We start from the raw sequence: 21,993 nt of genomic DNA, 5'->3' as shown, positions 1-21,993 counted from the left end.
ATCGGCGACATCACCCGCTTTCCCACCTCGGCCAAGCTCGCCCGCTACACCGGCTGCGCCCCCATCCCGGTCTACTCCTCCGACCAGGAACGCCACCGCCTCCACCGGGGCGGCAACCGACGCCTCAACAGCGTCCTCTACACCGCAGCCATCGTCCAGAAACGCTTCCACCCAGCAGCTCAACGACTCCTGGAACGCCATGAACCCGCCAAGGGCAAGCGTGGCGCCCGCCGCATCCTCCAACGCCATCTCATCGACGTCATCCACCGCGCCATGACCGCCGATCAAGCCACCTGGCAGCACCACGTCACCCGCCATCAGCTCGCGGCTTGACATAGAAGCATCAACCGCTAGCTGCGCGAGTACTTCCCCAAAGGCACCACAATCCCCTCCGACCCGGACTACCTCCAAGCCGTCGCCGACGAACTCAACGACCGATCCCACCGTATCCTCGGATGGCGCAAGCCGAACGAAGTCTTCGCCGAGCTCCTGACCAGCGGAATTGCTTCCACCGGCTGAAGGCAGGGGGTTATTGGTCGGCTCGGTCCTGCATGTCGGCCAGTGCTGCTCAGCCCAGCCGTCCCTGGCTCCGCCGTTTACCGAACGCCCACAACGACCTAGAGATGAACGCGTAGAGTAACCGCTCTTCGAGACATGCCGGGTAACGATTCGTCTGTTGGAGTGTGGCCCTGGTGTGGCCACGGTGTGTCCCAACGCGTGCGGATGGGTTCGGATCTCTGATGAACCATTACTGGGTTAACCTGCAGAAACGGGACTACGCGTTGCCCTAAAGGATCTTGAGGGACGCGGTGGGGCGCACTGCTAATGCGGTTTGGGTGCAAACCCATCCGGGGTTCAAATCCCCGATCCTCCGCTCTCACCAGCGGTTCTTCCGATGCCAGGGGCATCGGGAGGGCCGCTGGTCTCGTTGTGGGGGCGATGGGGGCCCGAAGCGGGGGGCTGCCCTGGCGGTCTGGGGGGTCCAGACCGTGACCGGAGTGGGGATCTCGCCGGTCTCCTTCCAGCGGGTCTGTTTCTCGCGCACGATGGTGTGCTGGGCGGCCCGGTTACCGATCTTGTTCAGGAACCGGTTACCGATCTTGTTCAGGAATCGGTTGAGGGATGACCGCCTGGTGATCACCGCGATCGAGCAGTGCCGTGGCCATCTGTTGGATCGAGCGGGTGAAGCGGCGGGGGTCGTCGGGCGGTGTCATGTGGCGGATCAGGTTGCCATCGAAGACGGCGAGCACGGCGTGAGCCAGGAAGTCGGCGTCGAGGTCGGGGCGTGCTTCGGCGAACAGCACGCTGAGGTGGCGGTGCCAGAACTGGTAGCTGGGATCGTCGTACTTGTCCTCGGCGCAGGCTTGCTCGTGCGCGGACAGCAGGACGGCGTTGTCTTCGGCGATCGCGCCGAGTCCGTCGAGGAAGGCGAGCAGCCGCTCCCGGACGGGTGCTCCGGGTCCGAGGGGCGGGGGTCCGTTCGTGATCGCGTCGCGTAGCTCGCGGGACCTTTCCTCCAGCAACGCCTGCAGCAGCCCGGCGCGGTTGCCGAAGCGACGGAAGACGGTGCCTTTTCCCACTCCAGCAAGGGCGGCAACGCGATCGAGCGACACATGCTCCCCGCCGCCTTCGGCCAGAAGCCGCTCGGTCGCGTGGAGCACCGCACGGCGGTTGCGGACCGCGTCGGCACGTTCGGCGCGCTGTTGGGCCATCGACGCTCCCCACTGAGGCGGACTGTCAGTCCGGATATGCTACCGTACGCCAAACGGACCATCAGTCCGGGTGGTGTTGTCTGCGGAGGAGTCCTTGATGGACATGCGCGCGCTCGTCGTCGATCCCGAAGTCCCCGGTTCCCTGCGTCTTGGGACGACCGCCGAACCCCATCCCGCGCCCGATCAGTTGGTGCTCGAGGTGCGGCACATCTCCCTCAACCGCGGCGAGGTGGCGTTCGCCGGTCACCGTCCGCCCGGAACCGTGCACGGCTACGACGCCGCCGGTGTCGTCGTAGGTGCCGCGGCGGACGGCACCGGGCCTGCCGTAGGGACCAGAGTGGCGGCGTTCGGGACCGGAGCATGGGCACAGCGGATGGCCGTGGACACCACTGCGGTGGCCGAAGTCCCCGCCAAGGTCGACCTGGCCGACGCCGCCGCGCTGCCGATGGCCGGTATCACCGCGCTGCGCACGTTGCGCTCTCGCTCGATCCTGGGCCGGCGGGTGCTGATCACCGGCGCGGCCGGCGGCGTCGGCCGATATGCCGTCCAGTTGGCGGCCCTCGGTGGTGCCCATGTCATCGCCTCGGTAGGGTCGGCGGCCCGCGGCGAGGGCCTGACCGAACTGGGTGCCGACGAGGTCAGGGTCGGGCTGGAGGGCATCGACCGGCCGGTCGACCTCATCCTGGACACCGTGGGCGGACGGCAACTGACCGCGGCCTGGCAACTCCTCGCCCCGGGCGGTGATGTGCAGAGCATCGGCTGGGCATCCGACGAACCGGCGATGTTCGCGCCACACTCGCTGTTCTCCCTCGGCCCGGCCAAGACGATCAGCACGTTCGGCGACACCCATGAGGTCGGCCCCGACCTGGCCACCCTCCTGGAGTTCGTGGCGGCCGGGAGGCTCTCCCCAGAGGTCGACTGGCGTGGTTCGTGGGAGCGCGTCACCGAGGCCGCCCGAGCACTGCTGGACCGGCGTATCGCGGGCAAGGCAGTGCTGAACGTAGAGCCGGCGGCCGCCGGCTGACTACAGCCGGACGACGGCCTGCCAAAAGGGAGGACACCACCCGGCTGCTTTCAATTCCAGAGGCGGGCAAGCCCGAGATCCCCTGGCACGACGACATACGCGGGCTGGGCGTGGATCCGGCTCCGTATCAGGCCGGGCGGGTCTGGCCGGCGGCCTCCACCGGTGCGCGCCGACGTCGGCTTCGAAGCGTTCCGTGTCGCTTCACCGCAAGACGGCTGGTATCTGCCGCTCCAGCTCTCACGCCGTCTCATCCCGCACGGCACCAGCAATGTGGACGCCTTCGCCGTTCCCCTGCACTACGCCGCCCCCGGCTCCGCCGACGGGATCGGCCTGCTGCCCGGTGAGCTGTTCGGACACCGTCTTGAGCACCATGGTCGCTTCATGCTCCGCAGCGCCCTCGCCGTTGGCCCTGAGGATCCAGCCCTGTGAAATCTCGGTCATTCGGTCCGACAGGTCGTAACGGTACGCTTGTCCGGTGCGGATCGTCGCGGTCGCTGATACACACACGTATCACCACGAACTCGTCGTTCCCGAAGGGGACGTCTTCGTGCACGCGGGTGATCTGTGCCGGCGCGGCAAGAGCCTTGAAGAGCTCCGGAACGCCGCAGACTGGTTGTACGCCCTTCCGCATCGGGTGAAAATCGTCGTCGCCGGGAACCACGACTGGATGTTCCTTGACGAGCCCGAACGCGCCCGCGCCGTTCTGGCCGACCGCGGCATCCGCTACCTACAGGACAGCGGAACCGAAATCGACGGCGTGACCTTCTGGGGAAGCCCCTGGCAGCCGGAGTTCAACGAGTGGGCGTTCAACCTCCCCCGCGGCCGCTTGCTGGCGGAGAAGTGGGCCTTGATTCCCGAGAACGTCGACGTCCTTGTCACGCATGGCCCTCCGCTGGGCATCGGCGACACGAACGCCGTGCCCGGGCGCCACGGCTGCGCGGATCTTTTGGCCCGCGTGCGGCAGGTCCGACCCAGGCTGCACTTGTTCGGCCACATCCATCAGGACGGCGGCCTCTGGCACCGCGACGGGACGTGCTTTGCGAACGTCACCACGTGGGAGTGCGAACGCGGCCCCACCGTCATCCAGCTGGAGCCCTCAGGCGCTGTCGGCGAAATCGTGCCTCCCGCACGCAGCCGCTGAATACCGGAACGCCGTGCGGCAGCGGTGGCCACCGCTGCTTCCAGAACGAGAAACGGCCTCTGTCCTCGGGCTGCTGAGCGATCGCGGCCGTCGGCCCTGCCGGGCTCAGGGACGCAGCACGGTGCAGTGGGTCGTGCCGTGGGCCAACACCTTGCCGCGGTCATCGGTGATGCTGGCCTCGGCGGTCGCCGCGGTCCGCCCGCAGTGGAGCACCCGGCCCTCTGCGAACACCTCACCGCCGCCGATGCGCAGCGGCCGAACGTAGTGGATGTTCAGCTGCAGCGTGGAGCAGAATGCTCCGGCGGGCATCTCGGTGTGCAGGGCGAGCCAGGCGGCGCTGTCGATGAGCGAGGCGGCAAGTCCGCCGTGCACACCGCCTGTGCCGTTGCTGTGGTACTCGGCGGGTTCGAGCGCCACGACGACCCGGCCCTTCTCCGCCTCGACACCGCGAATCCCGAGCAGGCGCGACATGGGAGCCGCGGGCAGCTCGCCCTTGAGGATGGCGTTGACCGCGTCGATCCCCTCCATGGACAGCGCCTTCATCAGGCCGGCGTCCGGGTCCTCCCAGCGGACGGTACGACTGCGCGCTTCGGATGTTTCACTCATTCGGTCTCCCCTACTCGGTGGACATTCGGGTGCGTCATGCGCTCCGGCCCCTTTCGGCTTCGATCACTTCGTCGGCCCGCGGCGGGTTCCCGTCGCCCCAGAAGGTCCCCGGCCAGGACGAGGGCCGTAGGCCCGCGTAGGTCAGGACTCCGCCGTGCACCAGGTCGTTCTGCCGGCGCAGTTCGTCACGGATGTCCAGCTCCAGCGTCGCCGCCCCGCCGCCGACGGCCACCAGCCGCACCGGCGGCACCCGCCGCGTGAACTCCAGGCCGACCGTCACCACCCCTCCTCACTTCACTAGTGAATTGAGGATGGCCGCCGTCACGCGCCTCTGTCAAGATCGGCACATGCCCGAGCCTGACGAGCGCCTGTACTTCCTGCTGCAACGCGCCGCCCACCAGCTGCGCACCACCGCCGACCGGCGCTGCCTGGCCGCCGCCGGCATCACCACCACGCAACTGGGTGCACTGCTCGCCGTCCACGACCGGCCCGGCATCACCCAGCAGCAGCTCGCCCAGACCCTGGGCCTGCGCGAATCGGCCATCACCGCGCTCGTCACCCGCCTGATCACAGCGGACCTGATCATCCGGCACCCCCACCCGCGTGAACACCGGGCCGTGGCGCTGCACCTGTCCGAGCACGGCGCCGCCACGCTCCGCGCCGTCCAACCGGAGATCGACCGCTTCAACGCCGAGCTGCGCGCCGTACTCGGCGACACCGCCTTCACCCAGACCACCGCCGCCCTGAACAGGCTCACTCAGGACGACACCTGGCCCGCTCCCGGCTCATGACCCGTTCCCCGTGGTGACCGACGAAGCTTTGGGAGATCCATTCGGGACGTAGGACCGAGCCGTCCTCGCAGGTGAAGACTCTGCCTGAGTTCGCCGGAAAATGTTGCGGGGGGATGTCGAGAACCCGGGTGCGGCTCCGTCTCCGAGGTGAACGCGGCCACAATGGGCCGTACCGCATCGAGGAGAACATGATGGCCAAGTACCTGCTGCTCAAGCACTACCGGGGCGCGCCGGCACCGGTCAACGACGTGCCGATGGAGCAGTGGACGCCGGAGGAGCTCTCGGCCCACGTGCAGTACATGCAGGACTTCGCCGCTCGGCTGGAGGGCACCGGCGAGTTCGTCGACGGTCAGGCGCTCTCTCCGGAGGGCACGTTCGTCCGCTACGACGGCGAGGGGCGGCCGCCGGTCACCGACGGCCCGTTCGCGGAGACCAAGGACCTGATCGCCGGCTGGATAGTGATCGACGTCGAGACCTACGAGCGGGCGCTGGAGCTGGCCGGCGAGCTGTCCGCGGCTCCCGGCGCGGGTGGGAAGCCGATCCACGAGTGGCTCGAGGTGCGCCCGTTCCTGACCGTGCTCCCGACCATCACGGAGTGACGCACGGTGGATGAGGCCCTGCTGCGGACCCTCACCCCCACTGTGCTCGGGATCCTCGTCCGCCGCGGAGCCGACTTCGCGGGGGCCGAGGATGCCGTGCAGGAGGCCTTGGTCGAGGCCGTGCGCGTGTGGCCGGATGACCCGCCAAAGGACCCCAAGGCATGGTTGGTCACCGTGGCCTGGCGTAAGTTTCTCGACGCCGCCCGCGCCGATGTCTCCCGGCGGCACCGTGAGGTACGCGTCGAGCGCGAGCCCATACCCGGTCCGGGCGAGGCGGCCGACGACACGCTCTGGCTGTACTTCCTGTGCGCGCACCCGTCCCTGACACCGGCCTCAGCCGTCGCCCTCACGCTGCGCGCGGTCGGTGGCCTGACCACGCGGCAGATCGCGCGGGCCTACCTCGTGCCGGAGGCGACCATGGCCCAGCGCATCAGCAGGGCCAAGCGGACCGTCTCGGGCGTCCGGTTCAACCAGCCCGGTGACGTCGCCACGGTGCTGCGCGTGCTCTACCTGGTGTTCAACGAGGGATACGGCGGGGACGTCGACCTGGCGGCCGAGGCGATCCGCCTCACTCGCCACCTGGTCGCCTTGACCGACGAGCCTGAGGTTGCGGGGCTGCTCGCGCTCATGCTGCTGCACCATGCGCGCCGCGCGTCTCGTACCGGCCCGGGAGGTCGCCTGGTGCCGCTGGGTGAGCAGGACCGATCTCGCTGGGACACCGGCCTGATCGCCGAGGGCGTGACGATTCTGCAGGCCGCGCTGGCCCGCGACCGGCTGGGCGAATACCAGGCCCAAGCCGCGATCGCCGCCCTGCACGCCGACGCCCGCAGCGCCTCCGAGACCGACTGGGTGCAGATCGTGGAGTGGTACGACGAACTGCTGCTCCTCACCGGCAGCCCGGTGGTGCGGCTCAACCGCGCAGTGGCGGTCGGCGAAGCCGACGGACCGCAGGCCGGCCTGGCGGCGCTGGCCGAGGTGAGCCCCGACCTGCCCCGTTACGCCGCGGTACGGGCATACCTGCTCGAACGCGCCGGTGACCTAGAGCACGCCGCCGAGCTGTATGCCGAGGCCTCCCGCGCGGCGACCAGCGTGCCGGAACGCGACCATCTCATCCGCGAGGCTGCACGGGTACGGCAACTGCTGCGGCCGTGAGGACGGCATCCACCACGCGCTGGCACCCGCAGGCGAAGGTGTTCTCCACCATCCTCGCCACCTTCGCCGAGTTCGAGGGCGACCTGCTCCTGCCTGCGGACCCGCGAAGGCAGGGTCATCATCCGCGCCAAGAACAAGCTCGGGCGTGTCCGGCAACTGGTGGGAGCGTCGGCGGCCAGCACAGGTTCATCTGGACGAACGCTTCAGCCGGCAGGTCGGGCCCCACCGCCGGCCGGACACCCTCAGTGCGGGGGCGCAGTCCTGCGACGGGGATCTCGACCAGGCGGCATGCTCGGAATCCCGGCGGTGGGCCGACCAAAAAGGCGCGCTCCGGTGGGGGTTATCTCATTGCCGGAGTGCTGCGGTGATCTTTAGCCTGTCGGCAGCAGCGTGTAGCTCAGCAGGAGAGCGCCGGGCTTCCTACCCGGAGGGCGCGGGGGCAGAACCCGCCACGCTGGCATGAGCGAGGACGCGCAGGTACAGGCGAGCCCGGGTTACGCCGTGGGGCAGATGGCCAAGGCCTTCGTCACCGCGCTGACCCACGAGGACGGCGACACGCGGCGCCGGGCCGAGGAGCGGCTGCACCGCTGGGAGCGGGTCGCCGCCGGGATGGCCGACGGGACGCTGTCGATCGGGTCGCGGACGCCGGTCGAGGGGCTTCCGGCCTGGGTGACGCCGGAGGTCGCGCGGGGCGGGTTCGCCACGGGCGCGGCCGTCGCGGGCGGGCCGCTCCTGCCGCACGAGGTCGAGGCCGCCCGCCGTGCCGGAGTCCCCGCCCAGCGGCACGCGGTGTTCCTGCACCACCTGACGGACGAGGGCCTGGCAGAGCTGAACGCGCTCCTGGACGGCGGGCGCTACGAGATCACCGTGCCGGAGGAGGCGGCGCTGCCAGTGGTGGCGTGGCTGCTGCGGGCCGGCGACCGGGCGGGCGCGCTGGACCTGCTGGAGACGATCGGGCCGTTCGCCGACCGGCTGCGCTTCCTGCCCCGGCCCGCCGAGACGCCGCCCGCCGACGCGTCCCTGGCGTGCCGGGAGACGGTCGGCGAGGTGAGCCAGCGGCTGGCGGCCCGGCTGCCGAACACCGCGATCCAGGCGATGAACGAGGCGCTCGCGGTGTGGAACCCGTTCGCCGACGAACTGCTGGCGCACTGGCTGGAGACCGTCCGGGACGGCCGGGTCGGGGCGGTGCAGCCGGACGGCTGGCGGCCGCGCGGCGCCGAGCTGCTCGCCCGGTACCGCCGGCTCGCCGCCGAGCACACCCGGTGCACCAAGCACCGCAGGCCCAAGGAGAACCTGGCGATCCTGCGGACGGCCCTGGAGGACGTCCTGGCGGACCGCGAGCCGAACCGGCTGCTCCAGCACGCCGTGGACTCGATGGTCGCCAAGCGGGGGGTGCCCGGCTCGCCGGCTCATACCGAGCTGCGCGCGACCCAGGCGGTCCAGGCGGCCCGCCCGACGCACCACGCCCTGGCGCAGCTCGTGCTGGCGCGCCTGTCGGCGTTGCCGCGGCAGGAGGGGTTGCCGACGACCGAGCCGTTCACCGGGCCGGTCACGGCGGACGAGGAGCGCCGGACGGGCGTGCCGGCGGGCACCGTGCTCCCCGACTGGCTGCGGCGTACGGTCGAGGGCGCGTTGCAGGCCCCGATCAGCACGCTGGTCGAGCGGGGCATCGTCCCCTCGGCCGAGGTACTCGCCGCACTGGTCCCCCAGCTGGTGGCCTCCACGACCGCCATGTCCTACCAGGACGAGGCGCTGCGCAACCTCATGACGGCCGCCTACCGGGCCTTCCGCAACCGGCGGTCCCTGCTCCTGCTGAACCTGGAGCGCCAGGTCCGGTTCGAGGAGCTGCCGTGGGTGCGCGCGGTGAGCGGACACCGCCGTACCGGAGGGGCGGCCCGCGACGACGCACGCGCCGCGCTCGTACGGCTGGGTGAGCTGACGCTCCAGGGCTTCCCCGGGACGATCACGCCCAACCCGCTGATCCGGGAGCTGGCCACGCTGGCCCGGCAGGCCCAGATCGGAGTGCCGCTGGTCGAGGAGCTCGCGGCCGACATCTTCATGGGGAACTTCTCGATCAAGTTCCTCCAGGCGGCGCAACTGGCCGCCGACGTGCTGGAGGGGACGATCTACGAGCGGTACTACGGCATCGACTACGCGGCGGTCCGGACCCTCGGCGACGCCCCGGCCGAGCAGGCGTACGGGGTATACGCCTTGGACGGCTTCGACGCGCTGTGCCGGGAGCGTGCCGCCGTTCCGCCGGACCGGCGGGCCTGGGTGGCGGCCGACGGGATGGTGATCGAGCAGGCGCAGATCCTGACCACGCACAATCTCGCCGCCCTGGTGCACCCGATCGGCGTGAACCCCTCCCCGGGATGGCCCGACCTGGCCCGCCGTGCCTTCGGCACCGTCTGCCGTCTGGTGGCGCGGGTCCACAACAACCCGCGTCCGCTGGGCACCATCAAGGACGCCGCCTACGCCTGGCGCCAGGCGCTGTTCTTCATGGCCCTGTGCGGGCTGAAGGAGCAGATCAGCCTCACCGCCTGGCTCCAGGACGAGCTGGACCGGCAGCCCGCGCATGTGACCGCCCGGCTCGATCCGGTGGCCGCCGGGCTCCGGCACGTCCTGGTCGGCGGCGGCCTTGACGACGGGACCGCGCCCACGGCCCGCCGCTTCCTCGGCTGGCAGGTGGGCGGCCACTGGATGCAGAAGATCGTTCCCGCCGCCTGACGGCGCCGACGACCTGGCCCCGGCCCCGCCCCGATCGGCGTCCGGTGGCGGGAACGGAACGGTCGTCGTTGTGGCCGAGTCCCGGTGGACGGTACGAAAAGCGGCCCTCGGCCTGCTGTCCGGTGATCCCCTGGTCGGGGAAGGTCAGCCGTTCGGGAAGCGAGCCACCCACCTGCGCTGCCACGGCGTTTCAACGGCCCGGGGGTGGTGGTGCGCCCGCGCCCAGGCGACGGCCTCCGCCGGGGGGAGGCCGTCCAGGACGGCGAGGCAGGCGATGACGGTGCCGGTACGGCCGACGCCGCCGCCGCAGGCGACCTCGACCGGCTGGCCCTCCCCGGCCTGGCCGTGCAGCGCGCGGATGCCCTGGACGGCCTGCTCCCGATCGCGGGGCAGCAGGAAGTCGGGCCACTCGACCCACAGTTCCTGCCAGGACATCTCGCCTTCGTGACGGCGGCGGAGGCGGCCCGAGCCCAGGTAGAGGCCGAAGACGGGCTCAGGCCCCTCCGGCGGCGGATGGCGCAGGCCACGCCCACGGACCCAGGAACCCCCGGGCAACTGGATGGCACCGACGAGCCTCGAACCGGTCATGATTCATTATCCCGGCGGTCGCCTCCGTTACTGCGGGTTTCCGGCGGTCAGGTTCGAGGCCACCTCCTGCAGGGCGCCCTCGAAGACCTCGGTGGGCTGGCCGCCGGAGACCGCCCACTTCTCCTCGAAGAGGAAGAACGGAACGCCGTTGATGCCCAGGGCGCGGGCTCGGGCGAGGTCCTGTTCCAGTTCGGCCACGCCCTCGTCGGAGTCCAGCAGGGTACGTACGGCGGCGACGTCCAAGCCCGCCTCGGCGGCCAGTTCGGCGAGCGTGCCGGCGTCCCCGATGTCGCGGCCCTCGGCGTGCTGGGCGCGGAAGAGCCGTTCGACCACGGCGTCCTGGACGCCCGCACGGCCGGCCAGCGCGATGACCCGGTGGGCGTCGCCGGTGTTGACGCGCAGGGCCTTCTCCGGCGCGAACGGCAGGCCCTCGGCGGCGGTCAGCGCGCGCAGCCGGTCGTGGGCGGCGGCGACCCGCTCGGGGCCGCCGAGCTTGGCGGCCAGGTGGTCGGCGGCCGGAGTGGCGGTGGCCGGGGCGCCCGGGTCGAGCTGGAAGGGACGCCAGGTCACCCGGACCTCGCCGGCGAAGCGCGCCACAGCGGCGCGGAACCGGGCCTGACCGAGGTAGCACCAGGGACAGACCACGTCGGAGAAGATCTCTACGTTCACGCCCAGGTCAACCGGAGACGCCTGCGGCGCATTCCAGCGGCGTGACCCAGCCCGGCACGAGGGGAGCCCGGCAAGTCCACGCGAGAGCGACCGCATTTCACCGATCCCTGGGGTAGGGGACGCGCGAGACACCACAGATCGGGGGAGACCATGCGATTCCTGGCACGTACCCACCAGTTGCCGGCCAGGATGGCCGCCGGGGCGCTCATCCTGCACTCCGGGTTGTCCAAGAAGGACGCCGACGAGCAGAAGGCCGCCGGGCTGCACGGCATGGCCGCGGGCGCCTACCCCTTCCTCAAGGAGATGGATCCGGCCGCCTTCACCAGGCTCTTGTCCTGTTCGGAGATCGCGCTCGGTGCGGCGCTGCTGCTGCCCGTCGTTCCCAGCGTGGTGGCCGGGGCGGCGCTCACCGCGTTCTCGGCGGGGCTGCTGGGCTTCTACCTCAGAACGCCGGGGATGCGGCGGGAGGGCAGCGTCCTTCCCACCGAGCAGGGGCTGTCGGTCGCCAAGGACGTCTGGCTGCTGGGCATTGGCGCGAGCCTGCTCACAGAGGAGCTGACCTGCGGCGACGGCCACCGTATGGGAGCCTGACCCCGCGAGGCCGCCGAGGTGTGACGATCGGGGTCGCGGCCGGAGTCGTCGGCGCGCACCGGCGGAGGTCGCCGGCCGGGGTGCGACCGGCCGCGGAAGTGCCGCGGCCGGTGCGCACGAGACCGTCGAACCTCGACGAAACCCTGAGAGCAGGTCCCGCACGAGAAAAGCCCTGAGAACAAGTCCCGCTCCCGGGCGGGGGTCAGTCCAGGGTGCCGCCGAGTTCCGCCTGGCGGCCGCCGATGCCCAGGTCGGCCGGGCCGAAGGACTTGGTGCCCTTGGTGGTGACTCCGGCCCGGCTGCCGAAGAGCAGGTGGAGGCGGCCGGCCGGGGCGTTCTCGCCCGGGGCGCCGATGAACAGGTCGGCCCGGCCGTCACCATTGCGGTCCGCCAGCAGCACGGCGGCGCCGAACAGGTCGCGGCGTTCGGCGGCGCCGGGCACGCCCTTGGTGTTCTGGCCGAAGATCTGCGCGTTCCGGGTGCCGAGCCCGGTGGGCGTGCCGTACAGGACGGTCACCGACCCGGCGTCCTCGATCTTGCCGACGTCCTCGCCCTGGGCGCCGACCGCGACATCGGCCCGGCCGTCACCGTTGACGTCACCGACCGCCAGCGCGGTGCCGAAGAAGTCGTTCGCCTCGTCGGTACCCGGGACACCGGGGGTGGACTGCGTGAACGTCTTCGGCTTGCCGGGGCCGCCGGGCCCGCCGAGCAGGACGTGGAACCGGTTGGTACGGCCGTGCTGGTCGGAGGAGATCAGCCCGCCCACCACCAGGTCGGCCCGGCCGTCGCCGTTGATGTCCCCGGCCCCGATCGCCCGGCCGGTCTGCCGGAGCAGGACCCGGGGGGCGCCCAGGCCCTTCGCCGAGCCCCGGCGCAGCTCCAGCCGGGCGCCCACGGTCTCGCCGTCCATGTTCCCGGCGATCGACATCGCCAGGTCGGGGTACCCGTCGCGGTCGAAGTCGGCGACCGCCGGCGCCGTCCACGCGGCGAGCCCGTCCTCCCCGCGCGAGGGCACCGGGGTGTGCGTTCCGGGCACCGGGGCCTTGCGGACGTCCCGGAACGTCCAGAAGCCGGCGCCCGTGGGGGCGTCCTCCAGCTTGCGGGCACCGGCGACGATCAGGTCCACGCCCCCGTTGCGGTCGAAGTCCCCGGCGGCGAGGTCGGAGCCCAGGTAGGCGTTCGGGATCGACAGCGTGATCCCGCGCCCGGTCAGCCCGCCGGGTCCGCCGTAGAGGACGGCGACGCCGTGGTACCGCCCGCCGCTGCCGATCGCCAGGTCGGCGTAGCCGTCACGGTCGAAGTCGGCCGAGGCGGTGGACCCCCCGAAGAAGTCGAAGGTCCGTGGGGTCCCGGCGACACCGGGGCTGTTGCGCGTGATCACCTGCCGCCCGGTCCGGCCCGCGTAGAGCACGGTGACGAAGCCGGCGGCCTCCTGGCCTGCGGCCCGTCCGTTGGGGCTGGCCGCCACCAGGTCGCGCCGTCCATCGCCGTCGAAGTCGCCCGAGATCGCAGGCTTGGCGGCCGTGCCGGGCCCGGCGGGCCGGTCCGCCGCGTGGGCCGTACCGGTGAAGGGCACGGCGAGAAGGGCGGCCAGCGCGCCCGCATGGGTGATGGACCGGATCCGCACGAAACCTCCTGTGAAGGGGGGAACTTCACTAGGAAGACTCCGAAGGATCATCGGCGGTTTACCCGGCCGCCCCTCCGTCCGGCGACGGCGTACGCCCGCTTACTCAAGGCTCACGCAGGGCTCACTGACGGCTCACTCGAAGTCGTCGGGGTTGAACTCCTCGGGGCGATGGGCGGTGTTGCCGGTCATGCCGTAGTCCCAGTCCGGCCGGGTGCTCTCGGCGGCCCGGCCGGAGATCCTTCCTTCGGCCGGCGAGGGCCGGGCGGCGCTCATCCCCTCGGATTCCGTACTGTCGACGCGCTGCGGCTCGCCGCGTTCGGGCTCGGTGCGCATGGCTCCCTCCGGTGCGCTCACGACGGCCCGCGGGAGGACACCGCACCCCTCGGACCGGCTTCGTTCCCAGGACACCGATATCTACCCTCACCTGCGCAAATAACTCCGAATGCGGCCATCGGCACGGGTCGCGTGGACGGTGCGCCGCGTCATGAGCCGGCCGCTGCCGGGTACAGCGGGGGGAGCGGCATCCGTCCACCGAACGCCTGTTCCCCACGGCGGAGTGCCGTGATCTCTCCCCCGCCGGAAGGCGGGTCTCCATGGTTGAGGAGTTCAGATGAACGAGTCGATCCGGCTCGGGCGCATCGCCGGAATCCGCGTGGGTCTCAACCTCAGCGTGCTGGTCATCGTCGCGATCGTGGTGATCGGGCTGGCGTTCGGGCAGCTCCCGGCCGCCTTCCGCGGGTATTCGCCGGCGGAGTACGTGCTGGCCGGGGTGCTGGCGGCGGTGGCGTTCCTGGCCTCGCTGCTGGCGCACGAGCTGGCGCACGCGATCGTGGCGCGGCGCAACGGGCTGGAGGTGGAGGGGATCACGCTGTGGCTGCTGGGCGGGGTGGCGCGGCTGCGCGGCGAACCCCGCAGCCCGGGGGCCGACTTCCGGATCGCGTTCATCGGGCCGCTCACCAGCGTGCTGCTGGGCCTGGTGTTCGCGCTGCTCGCCGAGCTGGTGGCCCGGGCGACGGGGTCGCGGCTGGCCACGGGAGTGCTGGCCTACCTGGCGCTGGTGAACCTGGTCCTGGCGGTGTTCAACCTGATCCCGGCGGCGCCGCTGGACGGGGGGCGGGTGCTGCGCGCCGCGCTGTGGCGGTGGTGGGGCGACCGGCACCGGGCGGCGATCAGCGCGACCCGCGCGGGACGGGTGTTCGGGTTCGTCCTGATAGTGCTGGGGGCGGTGCAGATCTTCGCCGGGTTCGGGTTCAACGGGCTGTGGCTGGCGCTGATCGGCTGGTTCCTGGTCAGCGCGGCCTCCGCCGAGGAGCAGCAGACCGCCGTCCAGTCGGCGCTGGGCGGGGTGCGGGTCGCCGACGTCATGACGCCGCAGCCGGTCGCGGCGCACCCGGACGACACGGTGGCCGGCTTCATCGACCGGGTCGTGCTCTCGCACCGCTTCTCCACGTACCCGCTGCTGGACGAGGCCGGCCGGCTCAGCGGGCTGGTCACCCTGAACCGGATCCGCGCGGTCCCCGCCGAGCGGCGGGCGGACACCACGCTGCGGGAGATCGCCTGCCCGCCCCAGGAGGTCCCCCGGGGGCGGCCGGAGCAGCCGATCATCGAGCTCATGGCGGAGATGACCGGCTGCACCGACGGGCGCGCCGTGGTGGTGACGCCGGACGAACGGGTCATCGGGCTGGTCACACCCAGCGACATCAGCCGGACCCTGCAGCTCGGCGAGTTGGCCGGCGGCCCCGGCCTGCACCGCGGCGCCGACACGGTGACGCTTCCGCAGCGCCGGCACTGAGGCCCGCCGGCCGTGCGGTGAGCACGCCCGGCGCACCCGGTCAGGGCTCGCGATCAGGGCTCGTTCAAGGCTCGACCAGGCCGGTGCGGATGGCGTAGCGGGTCAGTTCCAGGCGGTCCTTCATGCCGAGCTTGGCCAGGATGTTGGCGCGGTGCCGTTCGACCGTCTTGACGCTGATGAAGAGGGTGTCGGCGATCTCGCGGGACGAGTGGCCCTCGGCGACCAGCTTGAGGATCTCCTCCTCGCGCGGGGTGAGCAGCGTGTCGGGGGCCTCCCCCTGCCTGGCCTGGTCGAGGTAACTGCGGATCAGGACGGTGACCGCGCCGGGATACAGGAACGGCTCGCCGCGCATCGCCGCCCGGCACGCCTGCACCAGGTCGCGGTCGGCCAGCGACTTGAGCACGTAGCCCGCGGCGCCCGCCTTGAGCGCCTCGAACAGGTACTGCTCGTTGTCGTGCATGGTGAGGATGAGGATGCGCAGGCCCGGATGCCGCCGTGACAGCTCGCGGGCCGCCTGCAGGCCGGTCATCCGGGGCATGGCCACGTCCAGGACGGCCAGGTCGGCCTCGACCTTGTCGGCCTGCTGGAGCGCCTCGGCCCCGTCCCCCGCCTCGGCGACGACCTCCAGGTCGGGCTCGCCGTCCAGGATGAGCCGGACGCCCCGGCGCACCAGCGCGTGGTCGTCGGCGAGCAGGATGCGCGTCCTGGTGGGTCCAGGGGCGCCGTCGGTCATGGTGGTGGTCCTTCCTCGGCGATGGGCACGTACAGCGCGACCCGGGTGCCGCCCTCGGGAACGGAGCCGACGGTGAGCTCCCCGCCGACGAGCAGGGCGCGTTCGCGCATACCCCGGATCCCGGCGCCCTCGGCGGAGCCGCCCAGCCCGGCGCCGTCGTCGGTGACGCTCAGCAGCACGCCGCCGTCCGCCGGCGCCAGGCTCAGCTCGACCGTCGCGGCGCCGGAGTGCCGGGCGGCGTTGGTCAGCGCCTCCTGGGCGATCCGGTACAGCACCAGCTCGACCTGGGAGCTGAGCGGGGGCAGGCCGGGATGCAGCCGCCGCCGCACCCGGATCCCGGCATGGGCGGAGAACTGGCCGGTCAACGCGGTGAGCGCGCTGGCCAGCCCAAGGTCCTCCAGCACGCCGGGACGCAGCCGGCGGGCGATCCGGCGCACCTCGTCCAGGCTGTCCCGGGTGGTCTCCTGCGCGTACCGCAGGTCCTCGCGCAGCGGCTCGGGCGCCCGGTCGGCGAGCCGTTTGAGGTCCAGCAGCACGGCGGTCAGGCTCTGCCCGATCTCGTCGTGCAGTTCCTGGGCGATGCGGCGGCGCTCGTCCTCCTGGGCGGACAGGGCGCGGGCGCTGCTGGCGCCGCGCTCGGCCTCCAGCCGCTGGAGCATCTGGTTGAACGTGTCGATCAGCGCCGCGACCTCGCCGCTACCGGTCACCGGCAGCCGCTCGCCGGGGCGCAGCAGGTCCACGGTGGTCATCAGCCGGGTGAGCCGGTCCAGCGGGGCCAGCCCCCAGCGCAGCAGGGCGGCGTTGGCGGTCAGCATCACCACCAGCCCGGCCGTCAGCACCAGCGCCTCGGTCAGCCGGATCGGCACCGACACCGTCCAGGGACCGACCATCAGCAGCACGGTGGCCACCGCTCCCACCAGCGCGTTCAGCCAGAACACCCGCCAGAACAGCCGCACCGACCGCAGTCCCCCATCGTCGTTCGCCGTTCCCGGCCCCTACCTCCACTGTGCCCGCCCCGCCCCGGCGGGTCGATCGGGCGGGGCGTCCATTGCCGGGGGGCGGGCCGCCCGGAACGGCCCGTCCCCTACATGGTCGCCCCGCGGAAAGTGGGTGGTGTCCCCGATGGCGCCGGCCGCGCCGGTCTTCCATGGTGGAGAAGGATCCGAAAATCCTGCCCATCCCGCGTCGCCGGCATCCGGACCAGCGCCTCGAACCCAGCGCCCGGATACCGGCGATGTGGCACGCCCCCCACGGATGCGTGGGGGGCTTTGGAATATCCGGGGCCGAACGGTGCCCGAAGGGAGCCCATCCGATGACCGCGAACACGGTGCATGGCACGTCCGGTGAGTACTCGCCAGGGAGCACGGCGGCCCGCCAGGCCCGAGAGCGGCTGGAGCGGGAACGCCGGAACCGGGCGGCGCAGCTGATCGTCCTGGAAGGGCCGGACGAGGGGCAGCCCGACGAGACGGCGCCGGGCCGGCTCGACACCCTGCGGCGGACCCTGGAGGAGATCGAGGAGGCGCTCGGGCGGCTGGAGGAGGGCCGTTACGGGCTGTGCGAGGGATGCGGCAAGCCGATCCCGGAAGGGCGGCTGGAGATCCTGCCGTACGCCCGGTTCTGTGTGGTGTGCCAGCAGCGGCAGCGGGGGCGGGCATGAGCGTCTCCGCCGGCGGTGGCCGTGGCGGACGGGTGCCGCACCCGTGGTTCGAGGTGATCCTGTGGTCCCCGGACCGCTCCTAGACTCCGCACGGCGGCCGTGCCCGCGGGCCGCCGTGGATCTGGGCAGCAGCCGTGTCCGGGCGAGCCTGCCCGGCCTGGACGTGATCGTTGACCTCCCCTCCTCGGTCGGCGCCGCCGCCGGCCGGCCGCCCTCGCCCGACACCGTGCGGGTGGGTCCGATCCGGTACGGCGCGGTGACCGATGTGCCCGGCTGCATTCGGCTGACCCGCCGGACGCTGCGGGAGATCGACCCGATGCCCGAGCTGAGCGAGGTGCTGCTGGGGGTGCCGGTCGCCGCCGACAGGTTCCAGCGGCACCGGGCGGCCACCGCCGTGCAGGCCGCCACCGACTGCCCGGTGCACACGATGCAGGCGCCGCTGGCGGCGGCGGCCGGCGCGGGGCTCGACATCGCCGATCCGCGGCCCCGGCTGGTGATGGACATCGGCGCGGGCATCATCGAGACGGTCGTCATCGCCCGCGCCCGCGTGCTGTCCGCCCGTTCCATCCAGTACGACCCGGAGCGGGTGGCCGGGCGACCCGTCCCGCACCTTTCGGAGCACCTGCGGGAGCGGCTCGCGGTCACCGTCCACCAGGTGCTCGGCGACCTGCCCTCCCAGCAGCGGGTGGCGGCCCGCAAGGGCGGGCTGCTACTCACCGGAGGGGGCGCCCGGATGCCCTCCCTCCCGGGCCGGCTCACCGCGGAGATCGGGCTGACCATCAGCGTGGCGCGCGACCCGTCCCGGGCGACGATCCGCGGACTGGCGCGGATCTGTCTGTCCCCGGCGGCCTGGCGGCAGGTCGTCACCACGTCCTGAGATCAGGCGATCACCACGTCCTGGGATCGGGTGAAAGGAGGAGCCATGGCGACCGACGCCCCCGGCCGGCTGTCCAGCGTGCAGCTCCAGGCGCTGCGCGAGCGGATCGAGGCCGACCTGTCGTGGCGGGCGATCCGGCTGGACCAGCTGGTGACCAGGCTGCGCGAGGACCCGCTGTCCGGTACCGAACGGCCGGGGCTGCTCGCCGAGGTCATCGCCGCCGAGACGCACCTCGCCGAGCTGCGCCGGGCCCTGGAACGCATCGGTGAGGGCGACTTCGGCCGCTGCGAGCGCTGCGGCGACCCCATCGGCTACGCCCTGCTGAAGCTCCGCCCCCTGACCTCCCGCTGTGCGACCTGCCGGTGACGGCCCACCGGGCACTCACGGAGTGGTCTTCCGTCATGTCCGGGCGCCTTGGCCCGCGCTCCGGGACTGCTGTGCGGCGAGCGCGTCCAGGGCGTCGTAGGCGGCCTGGACGAAGGTGGTCCGCAGTGACGCCGTGGTGTTGGTCAGGGCGACGAGCGCGACCCGGGTCTGCGGGCCGAATCCGGCGAAGGCGGTGAAGCCCCGGGTCACTCCGCTGTGATGCAGCAGGTCGTGGTCATCGCCCCGGTGGAGATTCCAGATCAGCGGGCGCGGCTCGTTCCCGGGAACGACGGCGCGGGGGCGCCGCATGTCGGCGAGCGCGGCGCCCAGCGTCGGGCCGGGCACGGTGGCCGGGTCGAGCAGCGCCGTCAGGTAGCGCAGCATGTCCCGGGCCGTGGAGCGCAGTGCTCCGGCACCGGCCATGCCGGGGATGAGCCAGGTCGGCCGGGCCCTGCCGTGCCAGTAGCCGGTGGCCTGGGGGCGGTACGGGTCGCAGTCGGTGCCGGTCAGGCCGAGCGGGATCAGCACACGGGCGTCCAGGAGGTCTTCGTAACGTGTGCCGCCCCCCGCGGCGCGGGCCAGCAGATGACCGAGCAGACCCACCCCGAAGTTGGAGTAGCGCACCCGGGTCCCCGGACGGGCGCGCAGGCGGGCGCGCGGCACGGCCGCCAGGAGGTCGGCGGTGGTGTACGTCGCGTACGGGTTGGTGAACATGCGGGGCATCGCCCGGCGTAGCAGGCCGGGCGGCAGGCACGGCAGCCCCGACGTGTGGGTGGCCAGGTGCAGCAGGGTGATGTCGGGGCCGGTGCGGCGGGCACGGTACGGCAGGTAGTGGTTGACAGGGTCGTCGTAACCGACCTGCCCGGCGGCCACCATCTCGGCGAGCAGCAGCCCCGTGAACGTCTTGGTGAGCGACCCGATCTCGAACCGTGTACCGGGAACGGCGGGCTCCGGCTCCGCACCGCGGACGTGGCGGGCGCTGGTTCCCCGGCACCGGATGAGGTGTTCTCCGCCGCGCACGGCCCCGGCCACGACCGCGCAGGCACCGGGAGCCGCCCCCAGCACCGGGCCGAGCAGGTCGTCCAGCGCCGCCCCGTTCACGATCGCCCCGCCGAGGCGCGGGCCGCGGCGATGGTCCCCGCGACCGCGGTGACCACGACGGTGTGCTGGTGGTCCTTGAACCGTTGCACAGGATTCTCGTCGATGGGATCGCCGTCGCGTGGGACGAAGCCGTCCTCGTGCTGGATCTCGGCCAGTGCCCGCCAGTCGTCCGGATCGCAGTACGGCTCCTCCAGGCACGCCCCCACGACGAGCAGCTCCGCCACCAGGTCCCACTGTCGGATCTCACGCCAGATATCGATCCAGACCGGCAGCCAGTCGTGCAGGTAGGCGGTCAGGTCGGCGGGCAGGCGGTACGGCAGGGCCCCCCAGTCGGTGCTGTGGAAGACGGTGTGGGTCATCTGGTAGGCGGTCATCCAGTCGATCGCCCACGGCTCGGGGAGACCGCCGAGCCAGGTGGCGCGGATCAGCGCGTCCCAGTCGGCGTCGTCGTCGAGGCCGATGATGCGGTGCGCGTTGGCGACGGCCAGCTTCCGGTCGGGGATCAGCTCCACGGCGCGTACCGAACGCAGCCGGACCTGATGGGCCAGCAGTTCGTCCAGGCGCGGATGCCGGTAGCCGGCGCGGACGAAATGCGCGTAGGTCTCGGCCGGGTCGGTCAGCAGCGTGTGCTGGAGCAGCCGCTCGTACAGCAGGTCGCCGCCGCGCATCTGCGCCCAGGTGAAGTCGAGCAGGCTCCGCGCCGCCGCCCGCCGTCCGGGGCCGGCCGTGCCGTCGCGTACGACCAGCGATGCGGCCAGCGTGGTCTCACCGAGCGGTTTGTAGACGCTGTCGGGGTCGCCGAGGTCGGAGGTGCTCGGCAGGGTGTCCAGTTCGCGGTGGGCGTGCAGCCAGGACAGCGCACGGTCGCAGAGCCTGCGGGCCGTCTCGGCCACCGGCGCGCAGCCCGTCATCGTCATCGCCTCCGGTGCGCGTCGTCGGGCCGGCCGAGCAACCGTTCGGCGACGGCGATGTCCAGTGCGGTACGGGGGCCGTGCCCGCCGAGCAGGACGGCGTGGTCGAGGGCGGCTTCCAGGTCCAGCGGCAGCGGCACGCCGTCGTGGTGCAGCCAGGCCAGCCAGCGGATCAGGCGGACGGCGGTGAGGTAGTCGCGGCGCAGCATCGAGCGGGCGGCCCCCCGGCTCAGGGGCAGGGCGCCGCACCGGGCGGCCTGGTGGACCGGCCCGTCGAGACCGGCGATGGCCAGCGGCGACAACCCGGCCATCCGCGCGCACCATGGCCGCCATCCGGTGGCGGCGGGATCTTCGGCGGGCTCCTCGCCCGGCGGTACGGCGGGGCGCCCGCCGTCGAACCGGGTCAGCAGTTCGGCCACCGCCCAGTCGCGCCAGGCGACGGCCGATCCGGCGTCCCCGGCCCCGGCGATGACGGCCTCCTGCGGGAAGACGGCCAGCGACCGCGTCACCGCCGCCGCGTCCTGCCCGTCCAGGGGGAAGCCGGCCAGCAGGTGCGGAACGAAGACGTCGGCGCCGACCAGGCGGACGGCCGCCAGCGCGGCCCCCCGGTCGGGCGCCTGCTCGACGTGCCTGGCCAGGAAGGGTGCGTTCTCAGCGCCCCGCAGGGCGCTGAGAACGCGATCGGCCAGGTCGTCGGCCGCCGTGACGAAGGCGGTCCGGGACGGGCCTGCTGCGGGGACCTTCACCGGACGCCCTCGTCGCGGGCCCGCAGCAGGTCCGCACCGGCGGCGGCCGGCGCCGGGGCGATCGGTGTTGCCCGGCTCACCTGCTCTTCGGCCCCTTCGGCGACAGCAGCACCGCGGCGAGCAGGAGAAGTGCGCCGTTGGGGGTGAACACCGGCGCGTCGCTGATCGCGGTCTCCGGTTCCACCATCAGCGCACCGATATCGGCGGCATCCGTTCCAACGCCGATACCGGCGATTTCCCTCTGGGCGAGCATCCGTTACCTCCTTGAGCTCGGACGCCTCCCATTAGAGACATCCGTCCGGCAACATCACAATGGAGCATAAGTTCACATTGCATGGATTTTGGAATACCGGACGGAACTCCGACCCCGGGGGATCGACGTAAAGCGCTCCCGGCTCGCGGGTAACCCTCACCCAGATCGCCCCGCCGACCGCCCCCGGCTACTCCCGGCCGCCCGGCAAATGCGCCGGACACCCCGGAGATACCGAATCAGCCAGACATTTCCCACCATTTCCGGCGCTTCTTCACGGCCGACCGGTCCGGCGCAGACCAGGACGGCGACCGCACCGGACCCGGGAACGGC

Annotated in this window: 26 protein-coding genes, 1 tRNA gene and 1 pseudogene; 15 read left to right on the top strand and 13 right to left on the bottom strand. The window is 72.1% G+C overall.

Translation table 11 applies throughout. The features are described 5' to 3' along the window. On the top strand, nt 1-333 hold a 333-nt coding region (locus C4U03_RS24440; RefSeq protein ID WP_146087502.1), incomplete at its 5' end, for a transposase. A gap of 21 nt (nt 334-354) precedes the next feature. After that, a pseudogene (locus tag C4U03_RS42010) lies at nt 355-519 on the top strand (IS30 family transposase); the annotation flags it as partial. A 572-nt stretch (nt 520-1,091) separates the two neighbouring features. On the opposite strand, the gene C4U03_RS24435 reads toward C4U03_RS42010, so the two are convergent. Continuing rightward, entirely contained in the window at nt 1,092-1,712 is a 621-nt protein-coding gene (locus C4U03_RS24435) for a TetR/AcrR family transcriptional regulator (protein WP_200827427.1), read from the bottom strand. Between the two features lie 97 nt (nt 1,713-1,809). Here C4U03_RS24435 and C4U03_RS24430 point away from each other — a divergent pair, with 97 nt between their 5' ends. The 3 genes from C4U03_RS24430 to C4U03_RS24420 all read left to right on the top strand — a co-directional run bounded on the left by C4U03_RS24430 (nt 1,810) and on the right by C4U03_RS24420 (nt 3,877). Next, complete coding sequence (locus tag C4U03_RS24430) at nt 1,810-2,736, top strand: zinc-binding dehydrogenase (protein ID WP_235018087.1); 927 nt, start codon at nt 1,810-1,812, stop codon at nt 2,734-2,736. A 162-nt stretch (nt 2,737-2,898) separates the two neighbouring features. Beyond that, the gene (locus C4U03_RS40040) at nt 2,899-3,165 is read left to right on the top strand and encodes a hypothetical protein (RefSeq protein ID WP_146087501.1); all 267 of its coding nucleotides are present in this window, start codon (nt 2,899-2,901) and stop codon (nt 3,163-3,165) included. 46 nt (nt 3,166-3,211) lie between these two features. Further along, on the top strand, nt 3,212-3,877 hold the full coding sequence (locus tag C4U03_RS24420) for a metallophosphatase domain-containing protein (RefSeq protein ID WP_103940401.1): 666 nt from the start codon (nt 3,212-3,214) through the stop codon (nt 3,875-3,877). 105 nt (nt 3,878-3,982) lie between these two features. Here C4U03_RS24420 and C4U03_RS24415 read toward each other — a convergent pair whose 3' ends face one another. Together C4U03_RS24415 and C4U03_RS41230 are read right to left on the bottom strand one after the other, a co-directional pair. Beyond that, the gene (locus tag C4U03_RS24415) at nt 3,983-4,483 is read right to left on the bottom strand and encodes a PaaI family thioesterase (protein WP_103940399.1); all 501 of its coding nucleotides are present in this window, start codon (nt 4,481-4,483) and stop codon (nt 3,983-3,985) included. Nucleotides 4,484-4,517: 34 nt separating this feature from the next. Beyond that, entirely contained in the window at nt 4,518-4,763 is a 246-nt protein-coding gene (locus C4U03_RS41230) for a hotdog family protein (protein WP_200827426.1), read from the bottom strand. Nucleotides 4,764-4,830: 67 nt separating this feature from the next. Between C4U03_RS41230 and C4U03_RS24405 the strand changes: the two genes are divergently transcribed. The 5 genes from C4U03_RS24405 to C4U03_RS24390 all read left to right on the top strand — a co-directional run bounded on the left by C4U03_RS24405 (nt 4,831) and on the right by C4U03_RS24390 (nt 9,752). Next, entirely contained in the window at nt 4,831-5,274 is a 444-nt protein-coding gene (locus C4U03_RS24405) for a MarR family winged helix-turn-helix transcriptional regulator (RefSeq protein ID WP_103940397.1), read from the top strand. Between the two features lie 191 nt (nt 5,275-5,465). Then, nucleotides 5,466-5,873 (top strand): YciI family protein, encoded by a 408-nt coding sequence (locus tag C4U03_RS24400; protein ID WP_103940395.1) that lies wholly within the window; start codon nt 5,466-5,468, stop codon nt 5,871-5,873. A 6-nt stretch (nt 5,874-5,879) separates the two neighbouring features. Further along, on the top strand, nt 5,880-7,025 hold the full coding sequence (locus C4U03_RS24395; protein ID WP_103940393.1) for an RNA polymerase sigma factor: 1,146 nt from the start codon (nt 5,880-5,882) through the stop codon (nt 7,023-7,025). 386 nt (nt 7,026-7,411) lie between these two features. Beyond that, nucleotides 7,412-7,483: transfer RNA gene (locus C4U03_RS40570), tRNA-Gly, on the top strand. Nucleotide 7,484: 1 nt separating this feature from the next. Continuing rightward, a complete protein-coding gene (locus tag C4U03_RS24390; RefSeq protein WP_103940391.1) occupies nt 7,485-9,752 on the top strand; it encodes a hypothetical protein in 2,268 nt (755 codons plus the stop codon). A gap of 144 nt (nt 9,753-9,896) precedes the next feature. Here the strand turns inward: C4U03_RS24390 and C4U03_RS24385 are convergent, their stop codons facing one another. Together C4U03_RS24385 and C4U03_RS24380 are read right to left on the bottom strand one after the other, a co-directional pair. Next, the gene (locus C4U03_RS24385; RefSeq protein ID WP_103940389.1) at nt 9,897-10,340 is read right to left on the bottom strand and encodes a protein-tyrosine phosphatase family protein; all 444 of its coding nucleotides are present in this window, start codon (nt 10,338-10,340) and stop codon (nt 9,897-9,899) included. A gap of 27 nt (nt 10,341-10,367) precedes the next feature. Further along, nucleotides 10,368-11,009, bottom strand: a complete 642-nt coding sequence (locus C4U03_RS24380) for a DsbA family oxidoreductase (RefSeq protein WP_200827425.1) — start codon at nt 11,007-11,009, stop codon at nt 10,368-10,370. A gap of 150 nt (nt 11,010-11,159) precedes the next feature. Between C4U03_RS24380 and C4U03_RS24375 the strand changes: the two genes are divergently transcribed. Next, nucleotides 11,160-11,600 carry a hypothetical protein gene (locus C4U03_RS24375; RefSeq protein ID WP_103940385.1) on the top strand — a complete coding sequence of 147 codons (441 nt, stop codon included), beginning with the start codon at nt 11,160-11,162 and terminating at the stop codon, nt 11,598-11,600. A 202-nt stretch (nt 11,601-11,802) separates the two neighbouring features. Here the strand turns inward: C4U03_RS24375 and C4U03_RS24370 are convergent, their stop codons facing one another. Both C4U03_RS24370 and C4U03_RS24365 read right to left on the bottom strand, forming a co-directional pair. Further along, nucleotides 11,803-13,227 carry an FG-GAP and VCBS repeat-containing protein gene (locus C4U03_RS24370; RefSeq protein ID WP_160147082.1) on the bottom strand — a complete coding sequence of 475 codons (1,425 nt, stop codon included), beginning with the start codon at nt 13,225-13,227 and terminating at the stop codon, nt 11,803-11,805. A 132-nt stretch (nt 13,228-13,359) separates the two neighbouring features. Continuing rightward, the gene (locus tag C4U03_RS24365) at nt 13,360-13,560 is read right to left on the bottom strand and encodes a hypothetical protein (RefSeq protein ID WP_103940382.1); all 201 of its coding nucleotides are present in this window, start codon (nt 13,558-13,560) and stop codon (nt 13,360-13,362) included. A 277-nt stretch (nt 13,561-13,837) separates the two neighbouring features. Between C4U03_RS24365 and C4U03_RS24360 the strand changes: the two genes are divergently transcribed. Beyond that, nucleotides 13,838-15,019, top strand: coding sequence for a site-2 protease family protein (locus C4U03_RS24360; protein ID WP_103940380.1), 1,182 nt, complete (start codon nt 13,838-13,840; stop codon nt 15,017-15,019). A 64-nt stretch (nt 15,020-15,083) separates the two neighbouring features. Here the strand turns inward: C4U03_RS24360 and C4U03_RS24355 are convergent, their stop codons facing one another. Beyond that, nucleotides 15,084-15,752: a response regulator gene (locus C4U03_RS24355; protein ID WP_103940378.1), complete on the bottom strand. Its 669-nt coding sequence runs from the start codon at nt 15,750-15,752 to the stop codon at nt 15,084-15,086. Then, nucleotides 15,749-16,708, bottom strand: coding sequence for a HAMP domain-containing sensor histidine kinase (locus tag C4U03_RS24350; RefSeq protein WP_103940376.1), 960 nt, complete (start codon nt 16,706-16,708; stop codon nt 15,749-15,751). Before C4U03_RS24350 ends, C4U03_RS24355 begins: the two co-directional genes overlap by 4 nt. A gap of 356 nt (nt 16,709-17,064) precedes the next feature. Between C4U03_RS24350 and C4U03_RS24345 the strand changes: the two genes are divergently transcribed. The 3 genes from C4U03_RS24345 to C4U03_RS24335 all read left to right on the top strand — a co-directional run bounded on the left by C4U03_RS24345 (nt 17,065) and on the right by C4U03_RS24335 (nt 18,652). After that, nucleotides 17,065-17,409: a TraR/DksA family transcriptional regulator gene (locus tag C4U03_RS24345; RefSeq protein ID WP_103940374.1), complete on the top strand. Its 345-nt coding sequence runs from the start codon at nt 17,065-17,067 to the stop codon at nt 17,407-17,409. 115 nt (nt 17,410-17,524) lie between these two features. Further along, on the top strand, nt 17,525-18,286 hold the full coding sequence (locus tag C4U03_RS24340) for a rod shape-determining protein (RefSeq protein ID WP_160147081.1): 762 nt from the start codon (nt 17,525-17,527) through the stop codon (nt 18,284-18,286). A gap of 45 nt (nt 18,287-18,331) precedes the next feature. After that, the gene (locus tag C4U03_RS24335; protein WP_103940370.1) at nt 18,332-18,652 is read left to right on the top strand and encodes a TraR/DksA family transcriptional regulator; all 321 of its coding nucleotides are present in this window, start codon (nt 18,332-18,334) and stop codon (nt 18,650-18,652) included. 33 nt (nt 18,653-18,685) lie between these two features. Here the strand turns inward: C4U03_RS24335 and C4U03_RS24330 are convergent, their stop codons facing one another. The 4 genes from C4U03_RS24330 to C4U03_RS41225 all read right to left on the bottom strand — a co-directional run bounded on the left by C4U03_RS24330 (nt 18,686) and on the right by C4U03_RS41225 (nt 21,663). Beyond that, complete coding sequence (locus tag C4U03_RS24330) at nt 18,686-19,753, bottom strand: serine hydrolase domain-containing protein (RefSeq protein ID WP_103940368.1); 1,068 nt, start codon at nt 19,751-19,753, stop codon at nt 18,686-18,688. Continuing rightward, nucleotides 19,750-20,664 carry a DUF6895 family protein gene (locus C4U03_RS24325; RefSeq protein WP_200827423.1) on the bottom strand — a complete coding sequence of 305 codons (915 nt, stop codon included), beginning with the start codon at nt 20,662-20,664 and terminating at the stop codon, nt 19,750-19,752. Before C4U03_RS24325 ends, C4U03_RS24330 begins: the two co-directional genes overlap by 4 nt. 2 nt (nt 20,665-20,666) lie before the next feature. Beyond that, nucleotides 20,667-21,410 carry a hypothetical protein gene (locus C4U03_RS24320; protein ID WP_103940364.1) on the bottom strand — a complete coding sequence of 248 codons (744 nt, stop codon included), beginning with the start codon at nt 21,408-21,410 and terminating at the stop codon, nt 20,667-20,669. Between the two features lie 76 nt (nt 21,411-21,486). After that, on the bottom strand, nt 21,487-21,663 hold the full coding sequence (locus C4U03_RS41225; RefSeq protein WP_200827422.1) for a hypothetical protein: 177 nt from the start codon (nt 21,661-21,663) through the stop codon (nt 21,487-21,489). Nucleotides 21,664-21,993: the final 330 nt, after the last annotated feature.

Origin of the sequence: Thermomonospora echinospora (assembly GCF_900108175.1) — a bacterium.
Lineage (GTDB): Bacteria > Actinomycetota > Actinomycetes > Streptosporangiales > Streptosporangiaceae > Thermomonospora > Thermomonospora echinospora.
Note: the sequence above shows the minus strand (reverse complement) of the source record. Positions and strands in the feature narration are given on the sequence as shown.

Excerpts from the sequence above, each read along its gene's own strand:
- C4U03_RS24325 (WP_200827423.1), bottom strand. The coding sequence starts at position 20,664 with ATGACGGGCTGCGCGCCGGTGGCCGAGACGGCCCGCAGGCTCTGCGAC.
- C4U03_RS24355 (WP_103940378.1), bottom strand. The coding sequence starts at position 15,752 with ATGACCGACGGCGCCCCTGGACCCACCAGGACGCGCATCCTGCTCGCC.
- C4U03_RS24375 (WP_103940385.1), top strand. The coding sequence starts at position 11,160 with ATGCGATTCCTGGCACGTACCCACCAGTTGCCGGCCAGGATGGCCGCC.
- C4U03_RS24385 (WP_103940389.1), bottom strand. The coding sequence starts at position 10,340 with ATGACCGGTTCGAGGCTCGTCGGTGCCATCCAGTTGCCCGGGGGTTCC.
- C4U03_RS24335 (WP_103940370.1), top strand. The coding sequence starts at position 18,332 with ATGGCGACCGACGCCCCCGGCCGGCTGTCCAGCGTGCAGCTCCAGGCG.
- C4U03_RS24415 (WP_103940399.1), bottom strand. The coding sequence starts at position 4,483 with ATGAGTGAAACATCCGAAGCGCGCAGTCGTACCGTCCGCTGGGAGGAC.
- C4U03_RS24360 (WP_103940380.1), top strand. The coding sequence starts at position 13,838 with ATGAACGAGTCGATCCGGCTCGGGCGCATCGCCGGAATCCGCGTGGGT.
- C4U03_RS24345 (WP_103940374.1), top strand. The coding sequence starts at position 17,065 with ATGACCGCGAACACGGTGCATGGCACGTCCGGTGAGTACTCGCCAGGG.
- C4U03_RS24430 (WP_235018087.1), top strand. The coding sequence starts at position 1,810 with ATGGACATGCGCGCGCTCGTCGTCGATCCCGAAGTCCCCGGTTCCCTG.
- C4U03_RS24365 (WP_103940382.1), bottom strand. The coding sequence starts at position 13,560 with ATGCGCACCGAGCCCGAACGCGGCGAGCCGCAGCGCGTCGACAGTACG.
- C4U03_RS24390 (WP_103940391.1), top strand. The coding sequence starts at position 7,485 with ATGAGCGAGGACGCGCAGGTACAGGCGAGCCCGGGTTACGCCGTGGGG.
- C4U03_RS24435 (WP_200827427.1), bottom strand. The coding sequence starts at position 1,712 with ATGGCCCAACAGCGCGCCGAACGTGCCGACGCGGTCCGCAACCGCCGT.
- C4U03_RS24405 (WP_103940397.1), top strand. The coding sequence starts at position 4,831 with ATGCCCGAGCCTGACGAGCGCCTGTACTTCCTGCTGCAACGCGCCGCC.
- C4U03_RS24400 (WP_103940395.1), top strand. The coding sequence starts at position 5,466 with ATGGCCAAGTACCTGCTGCTCAAGCACTACCGGGGCGCGCCGGCACCG.
- C4U03_RS41225 (WP_200827422.1), bottom strand. The coding sequence starts at position 21,663 with ATGCTCGCCCAGAGGGAAATCGCCGGTATCGGCGTTGGAACGGATGCC.